Below are 18,505 nucleotides of genomic sequence, written 5' to 3' on the forward strand. Positions count from 1 at the left end.
AATAAATTAAATATTGGCATAGGCTTGAAAATCCCTTTTTAATTGACTTTATTTGCAAAAATCAAGTTATTAATGGCAAAGAATTTACTTATCGTTGAGTCTCCAGCAAAAGCGAAAACAATAGAAGGATATTTAGGAAAAGATTTTTTAGTTAAATCCAGTTATGGACATATACGTGATCTTGTCAAGACGGATGAAGCAATCGATACAACAAATAACTTCGCACAGAAATATGAAGTCCCAACAGATAAAAAAGCAGTTGTAAGCGAACTTAAAAAGCTAGCAAAAGCATCTGAAACTGTTTGGCTAGCTTCAGATGAGGACCGTGAAGGAGAAGCAATTTCCTGGCACCTGTTTGAAACACTAGGCTTGGACGAAAGTAAAACAAAGCGAATAGTTTTCCATGAAATAACGAAACCTGCTATTTTAAAAGCCATCGAGAACCCTCGTAAAATTGATTATAATTTGGTGAATGCGCAGCAAGCGCGACGCGTGTTAGACAGACTGGTTGGCTTTGAACTTTCTCCTGTACTTTGGAAGAAAGTAAAACCATCTCTATCAGCAGGAAGAGTACAATCAGTTGCAGTAAGATTATTAGTAGATCGCGAAAGAGAGTATAATAATTTTATACCGGTTGCATCTTTTAAAGTAGTTGCCATATTTTATACTGATAATAAAAAAGAACTTTTCAAAGCGGAACTGCCAAAACGTTTTCAAACAGCAGGAGAAGCAGAGAATTTTTTAAAAGACTGCATAGCTGCAGAGTTTAAAATCAAATCGTTAGAAACGAAACCCGGCAAACGCACTCCATCTGCACCCTTTACAACCTCTACACTACAACAGGAAGCTAGTAGAAAGCTAGGTTATTCTGTTGGCAGAACAATGAGTTTAGCACAACGTTTATACGAAGCAGGTTATATTTCTTACATGCGTACAGACTCAGTGAACTTAAGTCAAACGGCTTTAGATGCTGCAGAAAAAGAAATTAAGAATGCTTATGGAGATAAATACCATAAGCCCCGTCAATATAAAACAAAATCTTCCGGAGCTCAGGAAGCTCACGAAGCCATACGACCTACGAATTTTGCAAGCCATAGTATTAGTGGAGATTCTGCTGAACGTAAATTGTATGAATTAATTTGGAAACGTGCTATTGCTTCGCAAATGAGTGAAGCCGAGTTTGAAAAAACAACTGCTAAAATTTCAATCTCTTCCCGATCTGAAGAATTAACTGCCAGCGGAGAAGTAATGAAGTTTGATGGATTTTTAAAAGTATATTTTGAATCAACAGACGAAGAAACAGATATTAATTTAGATGATAGCAGTGATAATGCCCTTCTTCCACCACTGAAAACAGGGCAAATCGTTTCCTTAAAGGAAATGAACGCAACTGAACGATATAGCCGTCCGCCTTCTCGTTATACAGAAGCAAGCTTAGTGAAGAAAATGGAGGAATTAGGAATTGGTCGTCCTTCAACATATGCTCCAACTATATCAACCATACAAAACAGAGGTTATGTAGTAAAAGAAGATAGAGAAGGGAAATCACGTAATTATCAAGTAATTTCCTTGGGTAATGGTATAATTACATCAATCGTTAAATCAGAAATTACTGGTGCGGAGCGAAACAAGCTATTTCCAACCGATATTGGAATTATGGTAAATGATTTCTTAGTGGAACATTTTGTAGATATTGTTGATTTTAATTTTACAGCAACTGTTGAAAAGGAATTCGACGATATAGCACACGGCTTAAAAGAGTGGACAACCATGTTAAAGGACTTTTACGGACCTTTTCATACCGATGTTGAGAATACCCTCGAAACTGCAGAGAGAGCTAGTCATGAGCGAGAATTAGGCACAGATGCTGCAACAGGAAAAAAGATTATTGTTCGTGTTGGCCGATTTGGCCCTTTAGTTCAAATCGGATCTACTGAAGACGAAGAAAAGCCAAGATTTGCGAGTTTACGGCAAGGACAAATGATTGAAACCATTACTTTGGAAGAGGCCTTAGAATTATTTAGGCTTCCAAAAAATGTTGGAATGTTTGAAGGTAAAGATATGACGGTCGCAATAGGTAGATTTGGTCCTTATATTCGTCATGATGGATCTTTCTATTCTTTATCTAAGGATATTGACCCTCATAAAGTTGAGGAAGAAGAAGCTATTGAGATCATTAAAACAAAACGTCAAAAAGATATAGATAAAATTATTAAAACTTTTGATGAAGATCCTGAAGTTCGTATAGAGAATGGTCGTTGGGGCCCCTTTATCAGATATGGTAAACTTAACATAAAGATACCTAAAGATAAATTACCTGAGGACCTTAGTTTCGACGAAATTAAAAAGCTTGCAGACGAACAACCTGCAGCCAAGAAATCTTTTAAAGGTGCAAAGACCACTGCAACAGCAGCTAAGAAGAAGGCTCCAGCTAAGAAAAAAGCTGCTCCAAAAGCAAAAAAATAAGCATTTAATTATTTAATGAAAAGAGACTTACCAAAAAATATAGTTGAAGATATAGGAATAGCCATTGTTCTAGAAGGCGAAACACCTGAAAGCAAATTCTGGTATGTTTATATTATTAATCGAAAAAAAGAAACAATTAATAATGTTTTAGTAAGCTCTAGAGGCTATGACTATACGGATGGTAAAGATATTCAAACTACTACATTAAGACACTTCATTGGAGATATTAATGGAAATTCCTTCGCCAAGATAGAACCTATTGATGAAGCCCTGTTTGGATTAACCAATGAATACTGGCTTAGCTATTATATTAATGGGATCATTTACGATAAGAAATTTATCTTCTTACCCGAAAGCGTGGTTGATTCAAATTTCGTTAGAATACCTATTATTAACAAACCAGGGGTATTGATTGGTTAATCAGCTACAAACTACTTAAACCTTATATTTATAATTCAAGGTTACAAGATTTAATAAAACAAGAATGGCTGGAAATTTCCAGCCATTCTTGTTTTATTAAATCTCTATAAACTATAGTTCTTTTATTTTTGCTTCTATTTCTGCTACTTTCTCAGCATTCTCTTTGATTTGATAATAAGTCTTTAGATTTTGCCAAGCTATTGCATGTGTAGGTGCTACCTCTGTTGCTTTCTCTAAATACGGGAACGCCTCTTCAATCAATGCATTACCTTCTTTAGCACGTTCATTATATTCACTTTGCTGATTTGCAGGTAACTTACTTGCTTCCCTAAACATATTAATACCTTGATCTAATAACATTACACCCAGATTAACATACGCATCTGCGAAGGTAGGATCTAACTCAACAGCTTTTATATAGGCTTCTTTAGCAGCTTTTTCATCTTTATTAGAGCTTAATGCAATTCCATAATAATATTGCAATCTGGCATCGCCTGGGTTCTTCTCAATTTGTCCGGCAATACTTGAAATTAGCTTTTCTCCATGACCTGCTTGAAGGTTTAATTCAATATTTTGAGTAGCCAACTGCTGGTTATCTGGAAATTTGACAGATCCCTCTTCAGCATATTTAATAGCAGCCACGGTATCTTTCGATATCATGTATAGACGAGAAAGATCTAGATATATTTGAGGCAAAGTAGAAAAATCTTCATGTCCTAATAACACCTTATATTTTTCTATAGCATTAGGGTAGTCTTTAGCATTAATAGCAGCTAAACCTGCATAATAGCTAAACAAAGTATCTCCTGGTAAATAATCAAGCCCTTTATTAAAAGACTGATATGCGGAAGCATAATCCTTAGCCTCAAAGGCTGTAACGCCGGCATTTAATTCAATCTCAGCTAAAGTGCTTGAAGCCGCGGAAATATTTTGTGCTTGTTCTGCATTTCCTTCTGCTGCTTTAGCTTTTGCAATTGCATCAATAGCTTTTTGCTTGTATTCTGCTGCTGCAGGAGTCTTATCTACAAGAGCATAGTCTGCATATACGAGAGCTAAATAAGTCCAGGTTTCTGATAAGTTGGAAGTTTTATCATTTGAAGACGCCTTCTCTAAAGACGTTTTTGCAGCTTCCAGGTCTTTCATTCCCAGAGCCGGTGTACCAATTTGTTTAACCTGGTTAAACTTGTTGTAGCTAGCCACACCTTTCTTTAATTCCCCGCTTTGTGCAAATGCACCGAAAGAATAGAATAAAGCAGCAAGTAATAAGAGTGATTTAATTTTCATTTTGGTTTAATTGAATGTATTTTGATTTAATTGATTTTTTACTCGCTCATATTGTATTATATCAGCCGACTTCTCATATAATACTGCTAGTGACTTCAATGCATTTTCAGAATTAGGATCAATTTCGTTCGCTTTCAGTAAATATTTTTCTGCTAATTCAAAGTTTTCAACGTTTGTTGTATCGCTGATATAGTCCTTTAAAAAAAGTAATCCTAGTTCATAATTCCCATCATAGTTATTGTCATCTAGCTTTATAACAGTTTCATAATACTGCGCAGCTAATTTACGATTTCCTATAATTTCATAAGCATAGCCAGCTAAATAATTTAACTTTATATTTTCCGGATCTAACTCATGTGCTACACTGATTAAAGGGATAACAGCATCATATGAACCATTATCTGCATAGATATTGATTGCCTCGAATAGAATATCCTTATTGTTCGGAAAAACATCCAAACCATCTAACAATGTATTTAATTGTTCAGTGGGGTTACCCGCTTTTGAATATAGATCAGCTAGTATTAAGACATTCTCAGGACTCAATTTGTTCAGACTTTCCAGATAGTCTTTATAATAATTAACTGCTTCTTCGGGCTTATCAAGACGCGAGCTTAAGACTGATAAATTATGTTTAACATTAATTCCACTTTTACTAAAAGCATCTACTTCTTTGAAGTTATTATACGCTTCCTCTAGTTTGTTATTATTAAGAGCTCTTTTTCCTAAGATTAAATAGGCATTAGATAACTTTCTGTGAATATAAATTATCTGGGCCTCGTTCTCATAGTTTAGCTGATTATCATTCAACCTTGATAATGCGAATTTAGCCTCCTCAATCGGATCTTTTGTATACTTTAATTTCCTGTTCGAATCAGCAACAGCCAAACTACTATAAACTAAGGCACGTAAAAGATTATTCTTATAAGCTATGGAGTCTCTATGATCTTTATATGCATTATCAGAAAACTTCCTTGCTTTTTCCAGGACTGTAAAATCTCCTGATTTGGTATACATCGCAAAATTATTGCGTCCTTCTTTTTCGTCCGATTGTGCGTAGACCACTCCCTGACCAATAAAAAGTAATAGGAAAATTAGAAAGAATCGACTTTTTAATTTAAACAATAACATACTAATTAATCATTTTCAATTATACTTGAATCATCATTTAATCCATTTTCATCAATCTGTGGATTATCTTCTACATCTTCATCTTCTTCCCGCACTACCTTAGCAACCGATGCAATTTGATCGTCTTTCTTCAAATTAATCAACTTAACTCCCTGAGTAGCACGTCCCATTACACGAAGTTCGCTTACTGAAATACGGATAACAATGCTCGATTTATTAATGATCATCAAATCATCCTGGTCAGTAACATTCTTTATTGCAATTAGGTCACCAGTTTTTTCAGTTATACTAATCGTCTTTACACCTTTACCCCCGCGGTTCGTGATGCGATAATCTTCTAACTCAGTACGTTTTCCATAACCATTTTCAGATACAACCAAAATGGTAGTTTCAGGATCATTCACACTAACCATACCAACTACTTCGTCATTTTCATGAGCTAAAGTAATTCCACGTACACCAGTAGCTGTTCTTCCCATAGGACGAACAGTTGATTCATTAAAACGGATTGCTCTGCCTGAACGCAATGCAATTACTATTTCACTTTCACCACTAGTTAAGTTAGCTTCTAATAATTGATCGCCTTCATTGATATTAATTGCATTAATTCCATTTGCACGAGGACGAGAATATGCTTCTAAAGAGGTTTTCTTTATTGTCCCCTTCTTTGTACACATAATAATGAAGTTATTTTCCAGATACTCCTGATCTTTCAAATTCTTCACCTTTATATAGGCTTTAACCTTTTCATCTTTCGGAATATTAATAATATTCTGCAAGGCTCTACCTCTTGAAACTCTTGATCCTTCAGGAATTTCAAAGGCTCTTAGCCAGAAGCAACGTCCTGCTTCTGTAAAGAACAATAAATAATTATGAGCAGTGGCAGAGATAATATGTTCTGTAAAATCACTGTCTTTGGTATTCGAACCTAAAGCACCTTTTCCACCTCTACCTTGTGTACGATATTCTGTAAGAGGTGTTCTTTTAACATATCCATCATGTGATATGGTAATAACAATTTCCTCGTCATCAATAAAGTCCTCCATACTCATATCTCCCGCAGAATGAACAATTTTAGAACGTCGTTCATCACCATACTTTTCTTTAACCTCCAGAAGTTCGTCTTTGATAATCTGCATACGAAGACCTTCATCAGCAAGAATAGACTTCAAGTATTCAATGGTTTTCATTAACTCAGCATACTCTTCTTTAATCTTATCGCGCTCTAATCCTGTTAAACGACGAAGAGTCATATCCAGAATAGCCCTAGATTGAATATCTGACAAACCAAATTTCTCCATTAAACCAGTACGTGCCTCTTCAGGTGTATTGGATGCACGGATTAATTTAATAACCTCTTCAATATGATCTAATGCAATTAATAAACCTTCAAGAATATGTGCACGTTTTTCGGCCTCAGACAATTCAAACTTCGTCCGGCGAATAATTACTTCATGTCTATGTTCAACGAAATAGTGAATTAAATCCTTTAGATTTAACATGACTGGCCTTCCATTGACCAATGCAATGTTATTCACACTAAAAGAGGTTTGTAAAGCAGTGTACTTAAACAAATTGTTTAACACCACAGAAGCATTAGCATCTCGTTTAATATCATAAACAATTCGCATACCATCTCTATCTGATTCATCACGAATTGAAGAGATACCTTCTATCTTTTTCTCATTAACTAATTCAGCTGTACGCTCAATCATGGTCGCCTTATTCACTTGATAAGGGATTTCGGTTACAATAATTTGCTCCCGATCGCTTTTGGTAACTTCTATCTCAGCTTTGGCACGCATAATTACGCTACCACGTCCTGTCTCAAAAGCACTCTGAATCCCTGAATAACCATAAATGATACCTCCTGTAGGGAAGTCAGGTCCTTTAATATGCTGCATTAAATCAGCTATTGTAATATCACGATTATCAATATAAGCTATCGTTCCATCAATCACTTCTGATAGATTATGAGGAGCCATATTTGTGGCCATACCTACAGCAATTCCAGACGCTCCGTTGACTAATAAATTAGGTATACGAGTTGGCAGAACCGTTGGCTCATGCAATGTATCATCAAAATTCAATTGGAAATCAACGGTGTCTTTTGTAATATCGCCCAACATATCTTCAGCGATCTTCTTCAACCGTGCTTCTGTATAACGCATTGCTGCAGGAGAGTCTCCATCAACAGATCCAAAGTTACCCTGTCCATCAACTAAAACGTAGCGCATGCTCCATTCCTGAGCCATTCTCACCATGGTACCATATACAGAAGAGTCTCCGTGTGGATGATATTTACCTAAAACATCCCCAACTATACGTGCTGATTTTTTATGTGGCTTGCTGCTTGTGACACCCAAATCTAACATACCATATAAAACCCGCCTGTGCACTGGTTTTAACCCATCGCGTACATCAGGTAATGCCCGTGAAACGATAACCGACATTGAATAATCAATGTACGATGATTTCATTTCATCTTCAATATTAATCTGGATTATACGATCGTCAGCTGGTATTAAATTGTTTTCATTTTCTGTTTCGTCAGCCATAAGAATTTAGTTCATTTAAACTATGCTTTCAAAAATTTGAACGCATGCGAAGTTAGCAATTTTATGCTTATTTAGCGAATATTAAGAGACAATTGGGTGGTGTTTTTTTAGGATATCCATTCAATTCCTTGCTTTAATAAACCAAGGGTTTTTTCTTCCTCACTTCCCTGTTCCGGCTTAAAGTTATAATGCCAGTTAGCTTGTGGAGGCAGACTCATAAGAATAGATTCTATGCGACCATTGGTTTCCAATCCAAACTTGGTCCCTGCATCATAAACCAGGTTAAACTCAACATAGCGGCCTCTTCGGAGCGCTTGCCAGGTCTTATGTTTATCAGAATAAGATTTATCTTTGTTGCGTTCAATTAGCTCTGTATAAATAGGTAAAAAAGAATTACCAACCTGCTCTGAAAAATTAAGGATTTCACCATATGACAATCCACTTTTTTCCGGATCTAATCGATCATAAAAGATTCCACCAATACCACGTGTTTCCTTTCGGTGATTAATGTAAAAATACCGGTCAGCCCACGATTTAAAATCTGCATAAAACAATGGAGAAGATTGATCACAAATATCTTTAAGATAAGAATGAAAGAAACGAGCATCTTCTTCTATAATATAATGAGGAGTTACATCAATACCACCACCAAACCAGCGAACTTTCTCATTTAATTCAAAGTAGCGAATATTCATATGGATAATAGGAATCCATGGATTAACAGGATGGATCACAATAGACACACCTGTTGCAAAGAAATCATCTTCATCTACCCCAAACGATTTCTTAATTTGTTCTGGAAGCTTCCCATGCACTGCAGAAAAATTAACTCCTCCACGATCAATAACAGCGCCTCCTTGCATAATTCTGGTTCTGCCACCCCCACCACCCTCTCGCTCCCAAACCTCCTCTTCAAACCTTCCCAATCCATCAGCTTCTTCCAACCCTTTACAAATCTGATCTTGAATTTGCCGATAACTTTCAGCAACTTTTTCTTTAAAATCCATACCCGCAAATATCTATTTATTTTTGAAAAGAAAGAAATAGCGACTTTCATCACTTCTGCGTATATTTGAATAGAATGCAAGCATCAGAGAATTTACTTAAATGGGCGATGCGATTTTATCCACCGCTTTTTTTTCAACGAATATGGGTTCAACAATTCCATAAAGATTTCCGAGGTGTAGATGTGAAAATTAATCGCAGCCTGCTTAATAAAAATTACAACTCATCAATTTTTGGAGGAACGATTTTTTCTGCTACGGATCCCTTCTATGCAATACTATTTGATCAAATATTTCAAAGAAAAGGTTATACTAATCTCGTTTGGTTAAAAAGTGCAGAAATACAGTACATAAAACCAGCAAAAAAAAATCTGTTTTTTACAATAAAACTATCAGAAGAAGAGATAGCAAAAGCTGAAAAGCACCTTATTCAAGAAGGAAAATACGTTGCAGGTTTTAATATTGAACTCTTCGATAAAGATGGGATGCTCTATGTAAAAGTCAAAAATGAAGTATATATACGCAACCTCAATTTTAATAGAAACGATTCAATTAAACCTCCTTCTTCTCTACAATAGACAAAGACAATTAAAGCTTGTATATTTGCTAAAAATTTTTCTATGAAACCTATCCTACTATCTGCATTAAGTTTGTTGTTATTAATAACAGCATGCAATACAAAAGACAATTCAACCAAGCAACTTCAAGATGAAGTTATTGCTATTCACGATGAAGTAATGCCTATGATGGCTACATTTACTCATACAAGCATTAAAATAGACTCCATTTTAAATAATTGGGAAACTATTAAGCTTGAACATTCTGAGATTGATACTACAGAACAAAAAGCAAAACTTATAAATCTTAAGAAAGAGATTGAGGCTTCTAATGATGCAATGAATGATTGGATGCATGAGTTAAATTTAGATTATGAAAGTATGTCGGAAACAGAAACTCAAGAATATTTACAAAATGAGCGTTTAAAAGTTCAAGACATTAACACACGTTTCAAGACAGTAGCAGAAGAAAGCGCATCCGTTCTTAGTATTTTTAACAAGTAATGATGAGAAACTTATTATTTACAATAGCATTTATATCCATTTTAGCACTATCAGCTTGCCAATCCACTAATACAGATAAACTACCTATTCTAGGTTCCAGAGAACCTGTTACTACAGAAGTAAATGGTGAAACCGTTACAGATACAGTTTATCACAGTATTCCAGATTTTGAATTCTTAAATCAGGATAGCTTACCAATAACAGGAAAAACATTTGAGAATAGCATATATGTAGCTGATTTCTTCTTCACTTCTTGTCCAAGTATTTGCCCAATAATGCATCGTAATTTGTTAGAGGTTTATAAAAAATACAAAGACAACCCTGAAGTAATGCTTTTATCACATAGTATAGATACAAAATACGACACTCCAAGTGTCTTAAAATCTTATGCCGAAAAACTTGGGATATCAGGAAACCAATGGCAATTTGCATCAGGAACTCGAGAAACAATCTATGGCATATCACCTGAATACATGGTTTTTACAGAAGAGAATGATCAAGTGGCTGGAGGATTTGAACACCAAGGATGGTTTATATTAGTAGATAAAGACAAGCATATTCGCGGTGCCTATAACGGAACAGATGAAAAAGAAGTTGCCAAGCTTATGAAAGATATGGATATCTTATTAAGTGAATATGAGAAATAACTGGATATACAGTATTGTAGGTATTTTCACTATCAGCATTTTTATTCTATCATGTCAAAGCAATGAAGAAATAGAATATGCTCACTATTATGTTAATGGAAAGACAGCCTATGAAACGCATTGTCAAAATTGCCATGGAGCGAAAGGTGAGGGATTAGGGTTACTCTATCCGCCATTAACCGACACAGCCTTTATTGCAAAGAACAAAAACAACCTTGCTAGCATAATTAAATACGGCATGAGTGGAGAATTAATAATAAACGGACAATCTTATAACGGTGAAATGCCTGCCGAGACACACCTTTCTCCCATAGAAATTACTTATATAATTAACTATATAGGAAACTCTTTTGGAAACAAAATTGGACATTATACTCAAGAACAGGTTCAGCAAGATCTAATTAACGCGCGAAATTAGAAGAAAACATTTATATATGTTCTATGTTATATTTCTGAAAGGAGACATTAACATGGAACAAAACGATAAAGCAGAACATGATTATTCACATCACCAGAGAAACCCCGGGCCTTCAAAAGAAGCTCTCGAAGAAAAAAGCGATAAGCCTGCAAGCAGACTTTTACAATGGGTTATTATAATTGCAATCGTCGTTTTAACAATTATAATCTTCTGGCATTATTATTAGTTATTTGTTTTAAAGCCATTTCCAATCGCTAAAGATTTTTAGCGATTACAAAAGCTGATGCCCATGCCCATTGGAAATTATATCCGCCTAACCAACCCGTTACATCCACACATTCACCTCCAAAAAAGAGTCCTGATATTTTAATGGATTCTAAGCTCTTAGAACTTAATTCTTCTGTTGCCAGCCCGCCTCGCATTACTTCAGCTTTATCATACCCTTTATCACCAGCAGGTTTAACAGTAAAATGATGAATTGTTTTATTAATTAATTTAGCCTCCACCTTACTTAAGGAAGCTATCTTTTTATCAATTGGCAAGAATTTTGCCAAAGACTCAACAAATTTTTTAGTAAAATGCTCATGCAAAACATGTTGTAGCAAACGCTTGCCGCCTAAATTTCTTTCTTCAGAAATAATCTCTGCCATAGAAAATCCGGGCAACAAATCAATTACTATCTCTTCGCCTGCACGCCAATAAGATGATATCTGCAAAATAGCAGGGCCGCTTAAACCCCAGTGAGTAAAAAGTATATTCTCATTAAAACTAATTCGGTTATTTGAAACCTTACAAAAAATAGAATTCCCTGCTAGTGCAGCAAACCATTCCTTATCTTTTCCAGTAATTGTTAAGGGAACCAGGGCTGGTGCCGTTTCAATTATTCTTAAATCAAATGATCTTGCAGTGCGTAAGGCAAAATCACTTGCGCCAAGCTTACCAATTGGGAGCCCTCCACTTGCCATAACAACTGCTTTTGACAACACCCTTACTTTTCTATTATTAATCTCATAAATAGTTTCAAACAACGACTCATCGGTCCTATCCACGTTAGTAACTGAACAATTTAATTTAAGTTCAGCCTTATATTTTCTAAGTAAATTTAAAAAGACTGACACAACATCCTTTGCATTATTACTTACAGGAAATAGTTGACCCAACACCTTTTCCTTACCTATAATTCCATTACTCTCAAAGAACCAGATACTATCTTTAACAGTCCATTGCTTAAAAATATTTTCACAGAAAGTTTGGTCTTCTGAAATAAAGTTTTCAGATGTACTATAAAGATTTGTATAATTGCAGCGCCCTCCTCCTGAGATCAATATTTTAGCACCAGCCCTATCGTTCTTTTCAAGGATTAAAACCTTTTTTCCAAGAGCAGCTGCTTGTACACCACACATTAGTCCACAAGCCCCAGCTCCTACTATTACCGCATCATAAACCATACATCTATCTGATTATTGGACGAAGATAAAAAATCTATCAACGTAATTATCTTTTAGATTTGTTTAAAAAACCGCATATTAGCATACCTATCATTTAATAGATACTCCTTATGACAGATATCCATTTATATTCAATTTTGGATAATGATTTCTATAAATTCACGATGCAACATGCAGTGATAAAATTATTTCCGAATGCTCAAGCAAAATATAAGTTTATCAATCGAGGGCAGCATCCTTTTCCTCCGGGATTTGCAGAAATACTAAAAGAGGAAATAGACAAAATGGAGCAATTGAAGCTCACAAAAGATGAAAAAGAATATTTAAGAAAAACATGCCCCTATCTTGATCCCACCTACCTTGATTTTCTTCAGGGGTATCGCTATGATTCTTCAGAAGTTGAGGTTACTCAAACAGGAAATGATCTTTCTGTTAAAATAGCCGGCTATTGGTATCGTACAATTATGTGGGAAGTTCCAATTATGAGTCTCATCTGTGAACTTTATTATAAGATCACCAAACAAGAACGCATAAGTGATGAAGAAGTTAGCTTCATTGCAAAAGAGAAAATAAACAAATACAAAAAGTTAAATATAACGATCGCTGATTTTGGCACTCGTCGCCGGCATTCTTACAAAGTTCATGACCTTACTATTAAAGCTCTAAAAGATTTCGGTTCAGACTGTTTTATAGGAACTAGCAATGTACATTTAGCTATGAAAAACCGTATTAAACCTATCGGTACTCATGCCCATGAATGGTTTATGTTTCATGCAGCAAAATATGGTTTTAAAATGGCGAATTCTTTAGGCCTTGAAAACTGGTCTAATGTTTATCGTGGCGATCTCGGTATTGCATTATCTGACACCTATACAAGTAAAGTATTCTTTTCACAGTTTGACAAGAAATTCACCAAGCTTTTTGATGGTGTACGGCATGACAGTGGCGATCCGTTAGAATTTGCAGATATGACCATAGACCACTACAAGCACTATGGCATTGACCCAACAACGAAAACGATTATATTTTCTGACGGTTTAAATTATGAGAAAGTGGAAAGGATTTCCAATTACTGCAAAGGAAAAATAAGAATCTCTTTTGGCATTGGAACCAATTTCACAAACGACGTAGGGTTAAAGCCAATGAATATTGTTCTCAAAATGACAGATACTTTGCCAGAAGAGGCTCATTGGACACCAGTAATTAAGCTCTCCGACGAAAAAAATAAATACACAGGAGATGAAGAAATGATCAAATTATCCAAAAGAATTTTAGAAATTAAAGATTAATGCAATATCCTGATGTATACGGGGAAGCCCTTCTCGATTATTACAATACAAATAAAATTGAAAATGAATTGATCCTTCATACGAATCAATCAGAAACGGAGTTTATGCCCATCGATCTCTTTTTTAGAGATGAAAGTGAATTTCCAGATCAGGAACTAATTGCCCTGGCGCTTTGCGATGGAAAAGTACTGGATATTGGTGCTGGAGCAGGCAGCCATGCACTTTATCTACAAGAACGAGGTATGGATGTAACGGCATTAGAAGTATCCGCCAACGCCTGTAAAATCATGAAACTTCGAGGTATCAGATCAGTTATTAAAGAAGATATATTTTCTTATAATCAAGGCAAATATGATACCCTTCTGTTTTTAATGAATGGCATTGGTCTTGCAGAATCAATTGATGGACTAAAACGACTCTTCAATCACTGCAAAACATTATTAAACCCTGGCGGACAATTATTATTTGACTCTTCTGATATCTCTTACTATTACGATGAAGGCATTCAAAAGCCAAATCATTATTATGGAGAGATTAAATTTCAATACGAATATAAAGGAAGAATGGGTAAACCATTCGGTTGGATATATATCGATCAACAAGAATTAATTAAAGTCGGTAACGAAAATGGTTGGGTAGTTCAAATCCTTGATGAAGATGATCACTACCAATATCTTGTACGTATGGAATTAAAATCTAGCTTTTAAGCACACGTTGAATCTCATCTAATTTCATTAGTGCTTCAATTGGCGTTAGGGTATTGACATCTAAATTATTCAGAACATCCCTTATTTTCACTAAAACAGGATCATCAATAGAAAACATCTGCAATTGATAAGCTTGCTTTTGAACCTTTTTCAAACTATCCTTAATATTCTCCCCTCCTGTCCTTTCTTGTTCTAAACGTTTTAAAATTTCATTTGAACGGTGAATAATTGCTGAAGGCATTCCGGCCATTTTAGCAACATGAATCCCAAAGCTGTGTTCACTGCCGCCAGGAACTAACTTTCGTAAAAAGATGACCTTATTACTTACTTCCTTAACCGATATATTGTAATTCTTAACTCTGTCAAAGCTATTTGTTAATTCATTCAGCTCATGATAATGCGTGGCAAAAAGAGTTTTTGCTTTAGCCGCCGGATATTGATGTAAATATTCAGCGATCGCCCAGGCAATAGAAATACCATCATATGTACTGGTACCTCTTCCAATTTCATCAAGCAATATTAAACTCCGTTCTGAGATGTTATTTAAAATACTTGCAGTCTCACTCATTTCAACCATGAAAGTCGATTCACCGCTTGATACATTATCAGAGGCACCAACCCGAGTAAATATCTTGTCCACAAGACCAAGTTTTGCTGACTTAGCAGGAACAAAACTCCCCATCTGTGCCATCAAAACGATAAGTCCTGTCTGTCTTAATAAGGCCGACTTTCCAGCCATATTTGGACCGGTAATAATAATAATCTGCTGCGTCTCACTATCTAAAAAAACATCATTTGTAATATATTCTGTTCCTAGAGGTAGATTTTTTTCAATAACCGGGTGCCTGCCTCCCTTAATATCAATAACTGTATCTATATTAATTTCAGGCCTTGTATAATGATTGTTTTTAGCAATTAAAGCAAAGTTTAATAATACATCTAATTGAGCAATCAACTGAGCATTCAATTGAACCGGCTTAATATATTCTAGCAAAGAACTTAGCAATTCAGCATAAATCCGGCTTTCAAGAACATATATCTTTTCTTCCGCACCTAATATCTGCTCTTCATATTCTTTTAATTCAGCAGTAATATAACGCTCAGCATTTACCAAGGTTTGTTTCCTTTGCCAGGTTTCCGGAACCTTATCTTTATGAGAGTTCGTTACTTCAAGGTAATAACCAAAAACATTATTGAACGAAATCTTCAAAGAAGGAATCCCTGTATTCAAAGCCTCTCTCTTCTGAATTTCCAGTAAAAAGTCTTTTCCTCCAAAAGCAATCTTTCGCAAATGGTCTAACTCTTCATTCACTCCATTTGCAATAACATTACCCTTAGCTATTAAAACCGGAGGTTCAGCTTGTAATTCAGCTTCAATCTGCTCTGTTAAATGTTTACAGCCGTTTAATTGTTCTGCAATTACCTGTAGGGCCTTTGAATCAACATGCGATATGATCTGTTTAATCTCTGCAATTGCGTGTAACGATCTTTTTAATTGTACAACTTCTCGTGGATTCGCTCGCTGTAAACCAATCTTACTGATCAAACGCTCTAAATCTCCTATTTGTTTAATTTCATTCAGTAAATCTTGTTGCAATTCGGGATTATTCAACAAAAACTCAACAACATCTAAGCGGGCATTAATTGGTTTTTGATCCTTCAAAGGCATTACGATCCATTTCCTCAATAAACGAGCTCCCATTGGAGAGGAAGTATGATCAAGTACATTTAATAAAGTAATTGCATTATCGTTATGAGAATCTATCAGTTCTAAGTTCCGAATCGTAAAACGGTCCAACCACATAAAGTGATCTTCTTCTACTCTTGAAAGAGTCGATATATGTTGAAGATTATGATGTTCCGTCTCATTTAAATAATGTAATGAAACCCCGGCAGCTACTATTGCCAGACCTAATCTTTCAACACCAAAACCTTTCAGCGTACTTACCTCAAAGTGCTTCAGTAAAAGCTCTTTTGCATAATCGCCGGTATAAGGCCATTCATCTAAAGAATAAATATAAAAGCGATCTCCAAAATTCTCAATAAATTCTTTATGATTTTTTTTACTTAAAATAATCTCATTAGGCTTGTAACTCTGTAAAAGCTTATCAATGTACTCTATCTTACCTTGAGCTACCAAAAATTCACCTGTTGAAATATCCAAAAATGAACATCCAACTGAGTTCTTTTCAATATAAACAGAGGCTAAGTAATTATTAGATTTTTGTTGAATTATATTGTCGTTGTAAGAAACACCCGGAGTTACTAACTGCGTCACACCTCGTTTTACGATGGTCTTCGTAGTTTTTGGATCTTCTAACTGATCACAAATTGCTACACGAAGTCCTGAGCGTACTAATTTTGGCAAATATGTTTCAAGTGAATGATGAGGAAAACCCGCCAAAGCTACCTCTGAAGTTGAACCAGCTCCCCTCTTTGTAAGAACAATCCCTAAAACATCTGATGCCTTAACAGCATCTTCACCAAAGGTTTCATAAAAATCACCAACTCTAAATAATAATAATGTTCCTGGATATTTAACCTTAATGCGATTATACTGCTGCATCAAAGGCGTTTCCTTTTTCTCTATTTTAGCCAATATTATAGTATTAAACGGAGTAAAGATAAAAGAAGATCCCTAGATTGGAAAATCTAAGAGATTTGATATTTATCTAACTTATTATATAAAGTCTTGCGGTCAATATTCAATAATTGGGCAGCCTTACTCTTATTATACTTCACCTTCTGTAAAACTTCTATAATCAGTTGTCTTTCATGAGCTTCACTCTTTGACTTTAGATCATCTCCAGAGATATCATAAGAATTTATGTTATTCTTTAACGATTGAACCATATCTTCCGGCAATGCAGAAACCTGAACAGTATCCCCTTGCGTCAAAAGGACCATCCGCTTAACAACGTTTTTCAATTCTCTTAAATTGCCGGGCCATTCATAGCTTTCAAAAACAGCAATTACTTCCTCATCTAATTGTTTTACATCTCTTTCTAATTCTTCATTTGCTTTTTTCATAAAGAAATCAACAAACAAATTCAAATCGTTACCACGCTCACGCAGAGGAGGGACGTGGATTTCAAATTCATTAATTCGATGATATAAATCTTCTCGAAAATCACCACCAGCAGAACTTCCCAATAAATCATCGTTAGTAGCAGCAATTACACGCACATCTACTTTAATCTGTTTATTGGCACCTATTGGCTGAATTATACGCTCTTGCAATGCCCGAAGAAGCTTTACCTGAACCTCATAACTTAAATTTCCTATTTCATCTAAAAACAGGGTTCCACCCGAAGCCTCTTCAAACTGTCCCCTTTTATCAACTACAGCACCTGTAAATGACCCTTTAATATGACCAAATAGTTCGCTCCCGGCTAATTCCTTAGATAAGGTTCCGCAATCAATGGATACAAAAGGTTTACCGGCTCTTTTACTTTTCTCATGAATAGATTTTGCTACATATTCCTTCCCTGTCCCACTTTCTCCTCGTATCAAAACAGTCATATCTGTAGGAGCTACCAAATCAATATATTCCTGAAGTTTATTAGCTATTTTGCTCTTGCCTTTAACATACTCTTTCTCATCTGAATTATCTTCTTCCTTTAGTTTTAATTTTGAAACTATGTTTGGCTTTTCAGTAGAATTCGTTAATGCTTCTTTTAAGATCATCAGTAACTCATCCTGGTTCACAGGCTTTGTAATGTAATCATAAACCCCTTTCCGCATAGCTCTAACAGCAGTGCGAACGTCACTGAAGCCTGTCATTATTATAACTGGAACAACAAGTCCATGGTGTTGGATAAAATCCAGCACCTCTAACCCATTACCGTCACCTAAACGATAATCCAGCAAAACCAAATCATACTTATTCTTTTTAATAGCATTTATGCTATTACTAATAGAAAAATAAGGGTCGACCTGATATCCGTTCTTTTTTAAAAAACTTTCAATAATAGCAGAAAAGGTAGTATCATCCTCTACTAACAGCACATTGATCATATATAGTTTGTTTTCTCAATTTTATAAAACGATATAAAACCAGGTAATGATATAC

At 35.3% G+C, this 18,505-nt stretch carries 16 protein-coding genes; 9 read left to right on the forward strand and 7 right to left on the reverse strand.

Translation table 11 applies throughout. The features are described from left to right. Nucleotides 1-72: 72 nt before the first annotated feature. Together topA and C8N28_RS02860 are read left to right on the forward strand one after the other, a co-directional pair. On the forward strand, nucleotides 73-2,466 hold the full coding sequence (topA, locus tag C8N28_RS02855) for a type I DNA topoisomerase (RefSeq protein ID WP_132221343.1): 2,394 nt from the start codon (nucleotides 73-75) through the stop codon (nucleotides 2,464-2,466). 15 nt (nucleotides 2,467-2,481) lie between these two features. Continuing rightward, on the forward strand, nucleotides 2,482-2,886 hold the full coding sequence (locus C8N28_RS02860; protein ID WP_132221345.1) for a hypothetical protein: 405 nt from the start codon (nucleotides 2,482-2,484) through the stop codon (nucleotides 2,884-2,886). A 111-nt stretch (nucleotides 2,887-2,997) separates the two neighbouring features. On the opposite strand, the gene C8N28_RS02865 is transcribed toward C8N28_RS02860, so the two are convergent. The 4 genes from C8N28_RS02865 to hemF form a co-directional block, all read right to left on the reverse strand. Beyond that, a complete protein-coding gene (locus C8N28_RS02865; RefSeq protein ID WP_132221347.1) occupies nucleotides 2,998-4,170 on the reverse strand; it encodes a tetratricopeptide repeat protein in 1,173 nt (390 codons plus the stop codon). Nucleotides 4,171-4,176: 6 nt separating this feature from the next. Then, nucleotides 4,177-5,301, reverse strand: a complete 1,125-nt coding sequence (locus C8N28_RS02870) for a tetratricopeptide repeat protein (protein WP_132221349.1) — start codon at nucleotides 5,299-5,301, stop codon at nucleotides 4,177-4,179. Between the two features lie 5 nt (nucleotides 5,302-5,306). Then, nucleotides 5,307-7,859, reverse strand: a complete 2,553-nt coding sequence (gene gyrA, locus C8N28_RS02875) for a DNA gyrase subunit A (protein ID WP_132221351.1) — start codon at nucleotides 7,857-7,859, stop codon at nucleotides 5,307-5,309. A gap of 107 nt (nucleotides 7,860-7,966) precedes the next feature. Next, the gene (gene hemF / locus C8N28_RS02880) at nucleotides 7,967-8,866 is read right to left on the reverse strand and encodes an oxygen-dependent coproporphyrinogen oxidase (RefSeq protein ID WP_132221353.1); all 900 of its coding nucleotides are present in this window, start codon (nucleotides 8,864-8,866) and stop codon (nucleotides 7,967-7,969) included. 74 nt (nucleotides 8,867-8,940) lie between these two features. Here hemF and C8N28_RS02885 point away from each other — a divergent pair, with 74 nt between their 5' ends. Genes C8N28_RS02885 through C8N28_RS02905 form a run of 5 tightly spaced genes read left to right on the forward strand, consistent with a single transcriptional unit; the run spans nucleotide 8,941 to nucleotide 11,215 of the window. Continuing rightward, the gene (locus C8N28_RS02885) at nucleotides 8,941-9,441 is read left to right on the forward strand and encodes a DUF4442 domain-containing protein (protein WP_132221355.1); all 501 of its coding nucleotides are present in this window, start codon (nucleotides 8,941-8,943) and stop codon (nucleotides 9,439-9,441) included. A 42-nt stretch (nucleotides 9,442-9,483) separates the two neighbouring features. Next, nucleotides 9,484-9,924: a hypothetical protein gene (locus C8N28_RS02890; protein ID WP_132221357.1), complete on the forward strand. Its 441-nt coding sequence runs from the start codon at nucleotides 9,484-9,486 to the stop codon at nucleotides 9,922-9,924. After that, nucleotides 9,924-10,571, forward strand: coding sequence for an SCO family protein (locus C8N28_RS02895; RefSeq protein WP_317127305.1), 648 nt, complete (start codon nucleotides 9,924-9,926; stop codon nucleotides 10,569-10,571). Before C8N28_RS02890 ends, C8N28_RS02895 begins: the two co-directional genes overlap by 1 nt. After that, on the forward strand, nucleotides 10,561-10,989 hold the full coding sequence (locus C8N28_RS02900) for a c-type cytochrome (protein ID WP_132221359.1): 429 nt from the start codon (nucleotides 10,561-10,563) through the stop codon (nucleotides 10,987-10,989). The genes C8N28_RS02895 and C8N28_RS02900 overlap by 11 nt, the downstream gene beginning before the upstream one ends. A gap of 52 nt (nucleotides 10,990-11,041) precedes the next feature. Continuing rightward, nucleotides 11,042-11,215, forward strand: coding sequence for a hypothetical protein (locus C8N28_RS02905; RefSeq protein WP_165870290.1), 174 nt, complete (start codon nucleotides 11,042-11,044; stop codon nucleotides 11,213-11,215). A gap of 28 nt (nucleotides 11,216-11,243) precedes the next feature. Here C8N28_RS02905 and C8N28_RS02910 read toward each other — a convergent pair whose 3' ends face one another. Continuing rightward, nucleotides 11,244-12,437 (reverse strand): BaiN/RdsA family NAD(P)/FAD-dependent oxidoreductase, encoded by a 1,194-nt coding sequence (locus tag C8N28_RS02910; protein ID WP_132221363.1) that lies wholly within the window; start codon nucleotides 12,435-12,437, stop codon nucleotides 11,244-11,246. A 110-nt stretch (nucleotides 12,438-12,547) separates the two neighbouring features. Here C8N28_RS02910 and pncB point away from each other — a divergent pair, with 110 nt between their 5' ends. After that, nucleotides 12,548-13,726 carry a nicotinate phosphoribosyltransferase gene (pncB, locus tag C8N28_RS02915; protein ID WP_132221365.1) on the forward strand — a complete coding sequence of 393 codons (1,179 nt, stop codon included), beginning with the start codon at nucleotides 12,548-12,550 and terminating at the stop codon, nucleotides 13,724-13,726. Further along, nucleotides 13,726-14,433, forward strand: a complete 708-nt coding sequence (locus tag C8N28_RS02920; RefSeq protein WP_132221367.1) for a class I SAM-dependent methyltransferase — start codon at nucleotides 13,726-13,728, stop codon at nucleotides 14,431-14,433. The genes pncB and C8N28_RS02920 overlap by 1 nt, the downstream gene beginning before the upstream one ends. Here C8N28_RS02920 and mutS read toward each other — a convergent pair. Together mutS and C8N28_RS02930 are read right to left on the reverse strand one after the other, a co-directional pair. Further along, on the reverse strand, nucleotides 14,423-17,032 hold the full coding sequence (gene mutS / locus C8N28_RS02925; RefSeq protein ID WP_132221369.1) for a DNA mismatch repair protein MutS: 2,610 nt from the start codon (nucleotides 17,030-17,032) through the stop codon (nucleotides 14,423-14,425). The genes C8N28_RS02920 and mutS overlap by 11 nt on opposite strands. 53 nt (nucleotides 17,033-17,085) lie before the next feature. After that, nucleotides 17,086-18,450: a sigma-54-dependent transcriptional regulator gene (locus C8N28_RS02930; protein WP_132221371.1), complete on the reverse strand. Its 1,365-nt coding sequence runs from the start codon at nucleotides 18,448-18,450 to the stop codon at nucleotides 17,086-17,088. Between the last annotated feature and the right edge of the window lie 55 nt (nucleotides 18,451-18,505).

Origin of the sequence: Albibacterium bauzanense (assembly GCF_004339765.1) — a bacterium.
Classification (GTDB): Bacteria; Bacteroidota; Bacteroidia; order Sphingobacteriales; family Sphingobacteriaceae; genus Albibacterium; species Albibacterium bauzanense.